Origin of the sequence: Paenibacillus sp. CFBP13512, from assembly GCF_005233705.1 — a bacterium.
GTDB classification, from domain to species: domain Bacteria; phylum Bacillota; class Bacilli; order Paenibacillales; family Paenibacillaceae; genus Saccharibacillus; species Saccharibacillus nuruki.
Genome location: NZ_QGAD01000041.1, coordinates 1 through 5,107 on the forward strand (window position 1 = coordinate 1; position 5,107 = coordinate 5,107).

The following is a 5,107-nucleotide window of genomic DNA, read 5'->3' on the forward strand; positions in this document are numbered from 1 at the left end:
GTAAAGTTTTTTTGATCATGTTCTCACTGTATATCATATTTTTAATTAATAATTCTTTAACAATAAACTTATTTGATTTTAATAATATTAAATTTTTTGATATTAGTGGTAATATTCTGAACTTTCATGATGTAAAGATCGATTTTTGGAAATCATTATTTCCGTATATTTTTTGGATCATATATTTACTAGTGTTAGCATATGAAATCATCATTAAATCAAAGCACAAAGTATTAATTAGTTTGTGTTGTGGAGCGGCTTTTGCTTCTATGGCTGTCATGTTTGTTTCACCCACGATTTATGCTTCAGGAAATAGAACATTAGCAGTGACAGCTATTTTTATGTGTGTAATTTTATTCGAAAGTTTATATTTAAAATTGAATAATAATTTAATGATTTTATTATTCTCAATATATCCTTTATTAAATATTCTAGCTTTAATGATAAAATGGATTATAAATGGATATTCAACTTTATATTAACTAAAATTAAAGTTTAGGAGTGCATATGTGAAGAAAATCACTGTTTTAGTACCTGCTTATAATGAGGAAGAAGTCCTACATTACTTGTACGATCGTCTTTTTAAAGTTTTTGAGTTATTGCCTTATTATAAATTTGAATTGTTATTTATTAATGATGGAAGTAAAGATAATACAGTCGAATTAATAAAAAAATTAAGAGATCGTGATGAAAGAGTATCTTTTATTGATCTTTCTCGAAATTTTGGTAAAGAAATAGCTATGATGGCTGGTTTTGATTATGCACAGGGCGATGCCATCATAATTATAGATGCTGATCTACAAGATCCACCTGAACTTATACCTCAGATGATTGAATTATGGGAACAAGGTTATGATGATGTTTTTGCAAAACGTAATAGTAGAGAAGGCGAATCATTTTTGAAAAAGTGGACTTCAGAAGCTTTTTACCGATTATTACAAAAATTGACTAAAATTCCTATACAGCAGGATACAGGTGACTTTAGATTGTTAGATAAAAGATGTATTGAAGCCTTAAAATTATTGAGGGAAACACAACGTTATACTAAAGGTATGTTCAGTTGGATTGGATTTAATAAAAAAGAAATTTTATTTGATCGAGATGCTAGATTTGCAGGGGAGACTAAATGGAATTATTTTAAGTTGTTTGAATTAGCGATTGAAGGAATAACTTCATTTACTATTACGCCTTTAAGATTTTCTGCTGCATTTGGTTCCATTATTTCGTTATGTGCATTCGTCTATATGATATGGGTTATTATTAAAACTTTAATTTATGGAAATCCAGTAGAAGGATATCCTTCTTTAATGACTGTTATTTTATTCATAGGAGGAATACAATTAATTTCTTTAGGAATTATTGGAGAATACTTAGGAAGAGTATTTAATGAGACCAAAAGAAGGCCGTTATATTTTATAAATGAGTATAATAACGTTAAAGTTACACCGAATGATCCTAAAAAACACATAAATGGATCGAATCATGAATAATAAAAAAGAAATAATAAGCTATTTGATTTTTGGAGTATTAACTACTTCAATTAATATTTTAGTATATTTTTTCCTTGTTAATATAGCTAATTTAGATTTTAAATTAGCCACTTCTATAGCATGGTTAATTTCAGTACTATTTGCTTTTTTTACAAATAAGAAATATGTATTTAATAGTCAAAAAAAAGTTGTTAAAGAATTAATTCTTTTTTTTGGGGCTCGTTTATTTTCCTATGTTATTGATCTGGGAGGAATGATTGTATTAATTGATGTATTTAATATAAATGATAATATCGCTAAAGTTTTAGTGAATGTCCTAGTCATTATTCTTAATTATTTTATCAGTAAATTATTTGTATTTAAATAATATTTATTTTAATTAATTAAAATATTCTACTTATAAGGAGATTTAATTATGAAATTACTTGTTACTGGCGGAGCCGGTTTTATTGGTAGTAACTTCGTTTTATATATGCTACGTGAACATCCTGAATACCAGATCGTTAACGTAGATGCTCTTACTTATGCAGGAAATCTTGAAAATTTAAAATCGATCGAAGGTAATCCTAATCATACCTTTGTGAAAGCAGACATTGCAGATACAGCTACAATGGACCGATTGGTGGCAGATGGTGTAGATGTAATTGTTAACTTTGCAGCAGAATCGCATGTAGACCGTAGTATTTTGGAGCCGGAGATTTTTGTGAAAACAAATGTTGTTGGTACCCAAGTACTTCTGGATGTTGCTAAAAAGTATAACATCACCAAGTTTTTACAGGTATCTACAGATGAAGTATACGGTTCTTTAGGCGAAACAGGACTGTTTACCGAAGAGACTCCAATTACACCGAATAGCCCGTATTCTGCTAGTAAAGCGGGTGGAGATTTGTTAGTACGTGCTTACCATGAGACTTTTGGTTTGCCTGTTAATATTACACGTTGTTCTAACAATTATGGTCCGTTCCAATTTCCAGAGAAATTGATCCCGTTGATTATTTCTCGTTCTTTGGCTGATGAAGCTTTACCTGTATATGGTGATGGACTCAATATCCGTGATTGGTTGTATGTAGAAGACCATTGTAGCGCGATAGATCTGGTTATTCATGAAGGTAAAAATGGAGAAATCTACAATATTGGTGGTAACAATGAACGTACGAATATCCATATCGTCAAAACAATTTTGGAACAACTGGATAAACCAGAATCGTTGATCAAATATGTAGAAGATCGTTTGGGTCATGATCGTCGTTATGGTATTGATCCTACTAAAATTATGAATGAACTGGGATGGAAGCCTAAGCATAATTTCGAAACAGGAATTAAAGAAACGATTCAATGGTATTTGAATAATAAAGATTGGTGGACTCGTATTGCTTCAGGAGCTTACCAAGAATATTACCAAAAACAATATGGAGATCGTCTAGGAGCAAGTCAATGAAAGTATTAGTAACGGGTGCTTCTGGTCAACTTGGGGTGGATACTGTCAAAGTAGTCCAAGCTAAAGGACATGAAGTATTAGGTTGTAATCGCCAGACACTAGATATTACAAATTTAGAACAGTGTAAGCAAGTCCTCACTTCTTTTCAGCCAGAAGTTATTATTCATTGCGCAGCGTATACGGCAGTAGATGCTGCTGAAACGGATATCGATGGAGCTTATCTAGTGAATGCAGTAGGTACACGTAATATTGTTATCGCTGCAGAAGCGGTACAAGCTAAAGTGATCTATATTAGCACAGATTATGTATTTGATGGACAAGGTATACATCCTTATCATGAGTACGATAATACAGATCCTCAAAGTATTTATGGTAAATCTAAACGTGCTGGTGAAGTATTAACTCAATCTTTATCCTCACGTTATTTTATTGTGCGTACTTCATGGGTATACGGGCTACATGGTAATAACTTTGTAAAAACGATGCTGAAATTAGGTCAGGAAAAGCCACAGCTTAAAGTCGTTCATGATCAAAAAGGTTCCCCAACTTATACAGTGGATTTAGCATCATTTTTGACAGAATTGATGGAAACTGAGAAATATGGTGTTTACCATGCTTCTAATAGTGAATCCTGTACATGGTATGAGTTTACACAAGAAATATTCAAGCAAGCTGTTGATATTCTAGGTGTAGATATAAAAGCTATCATAGAACCATGTGCAACTAATGAATTTCCAAGACCTGCTCCAAGACCTGCTAATTCGGTGATGGAGCATCTATCTATACGGACGAATGGATTTACAGATATTCGTTCTTGGCAAGAAGGTTTAACTGCTTTTTTACAAGAAGCTAAAAGTGAATTTTGAGACTATTATATTCATAAATTTGATCAAGCATTCATTTTAGATAAATTTATCCTTAAATTTTTTATAAAGTTATATAAATATATAATTTTTGGTATTGATAATAAATTAAAAAAGGAGAAGATTTTAATTTAATGAATACTTTTAAATTGAAAATAAAAGAAAATTTCTATCAATTATTTGTTTTATTGTTAGCAGGAATTGTTTTTTCTATTTGGGCTTATCGAATTCCTTTTAATAATGCACCTGATGAGTTAATGAGATATCAAATTCCTCAATTTATATTTAAATACGGAAGATTACCTACTGGGTATGATCCTGAGGTTATATATGGTCTTGGTAATTGGTCCTATGCATTTTATCCTCAGTTTCTTGGTTCAATTTTAAGTACATTTTTTATGGGGATTATAAGTATTTTTAAAAATTCAGATCATGCCATATTATTTGGTGCAAGAATGGCAAGTATTTTATTTGGAATGATAACAGTATGGTTTACTGGGAAGAGTATTGAAATTATAACTAAAAGCAAAATAATATCAATTCTTGGTATGATTCTAATTTCCTTCTTGCCACAATTCACTTTTTTATCTAGTTATGTGAATAATGATATTATTGCTGTTGCCGGAGCAAGTATTATTGTGTATGTTTCAATAAAAGCTTATCAACATTCTTGGACGATTTATAATAGTGTATTATTAGCTATTGGTTTTATTATATGTGGATTAGGATATTTAAATTCTTATGGTTTTATATTAATGGGAAGTTTGTTTTTTATAGTAAGCAATTTTTTAGATTTTAGAAATAATGAATTAAATTGGAAAAAAATAAAATTATATACTTTAATTGTATTTTCATTAAATATGATAATTAGTTTTCCATTTTTCATGAGAAATTATATATTGTATAATGATTTTTTAGGAATGAGAACTTTTCGTAAAGAATATACAAGATGGTTGTCAGAAGGTGGACAAATTCTTCAACAACCTTACCAAGGAAATATATTTAATCTTTTAAATGATACAAATAATATGAAGATTATTTTCCACTCCTTTGTTGGACAGTTTAATTATATGACAATTATTATGGAAAAAAGTTACTATAATTTTTATTTATGTATTTTCATTATTGCAATAATTGGAATTATTTATAAATTGGTTAAAAATATACTTACTAGTAGAAAAAAAATTGATAATAAAAAGATATTTCTTAATACTTCAATAATATTAAGTTGTTTAATCACAATTGGACTACATATTTATTATATGTTGAAAATTGACTATCAGGCTCAAGGAAGATATATTATGGCTATTTCTAGT

General features: G+C 29.5%; 6 protein-coding genes. All 6 read left to right on the top strand.

All coding sequences use genetic code 11. The features are described from left to right. Window positions 1–482, top strand: a 482-nt coding sequence (locus PaeCFBP13512_RS23435) for a hypothetical protein (RefSeq protein WP_206665618.1), incomplete at its 5' end; no start/stop codon positions are given. 27 nt (window positions 483–509) lie between these two features. Next, entirely contained in the window at window positions 510–1,490 is a 981-nt protein-coding gene (locus tag PaeCFBP13512_RS23085; RefSeq protein ID WP_137226352.1) for a glycosyltransferase family 2 protein, read from the top strand. After that, a complete protein-coding gene (locus PaeCFBP13512_RS23090) occupies window positions 1,483–1,857 on the top strand; it encodes a GtrA family protein (RefSeq protein ID WP_137226354.1) in 375 nt (124 codons plus the stop codon). Before PaeCFBP13512_RS23085 ends, PaeCFBP13512_RS23090 begins: the two co-directional genes overlap by 8 nt. 48 nt (window positions 1,858–1,905) lie before the next feature. After that, on the top strand, window positions 1,906–2,928 hold the full coding sequence (gene rfbB / locus PaeCFBP13512_RS23095) for a dTDP-glucose 4,6-dehydratase (RefSeq protein WP_137226356.1): 1,023 nt from the start codon (window positions 1,906–1,908) through the stop codon (window positions 2,926–2,928). Further along, a complete protein-coding gene (gene rfbD, locus PaeCFBP13512_RS23100) occupies window positions 2,925–3,794 on the top strand; it encodes a dTDP-4-dehydrorhamnose reductase (protein ID WP_137226358.1) in 870 nt (289 codons plus the stop codon). Before rfbB ends, rfbD begins: the two co-directional genes overlap by 4 nt. Before the next feature lie 131 nt (window positions 3,795–3,925). After that, window positions 3,926–5,107: glycosyltransferase family 39 protein (locus PaeCFBP13512_RS23105; RefSeq protein ID WP_137226360.1), on the top strand; the 1,182-nt coding region annotated here is incomplete at its 3' end.

Bases quoted from the DNA above. Each gene is read 5' to 3' on its own strand.
- PaeCFBP13512_RS23090 (WP_137226354.1), top strand. From the start codon at position 1,483: ATGAATAATAAAAAAGAAATAATAAGCTATTTGATTTTTGGAGTATTA.
- rfbB (WP_137226356.1), top strand. From the start codon at position 1,906: ATGAAATTACTTGTTACTGGCGGAGCCGGTTTTATTGGTAGTAACTTC.
- rfbD (WP_137226358.1), top strand. From the start codon at position 2,925: ATGAAAGTATTAGTAACGGGTGCTTCTGGTCAACTTGGGGTGGATACT.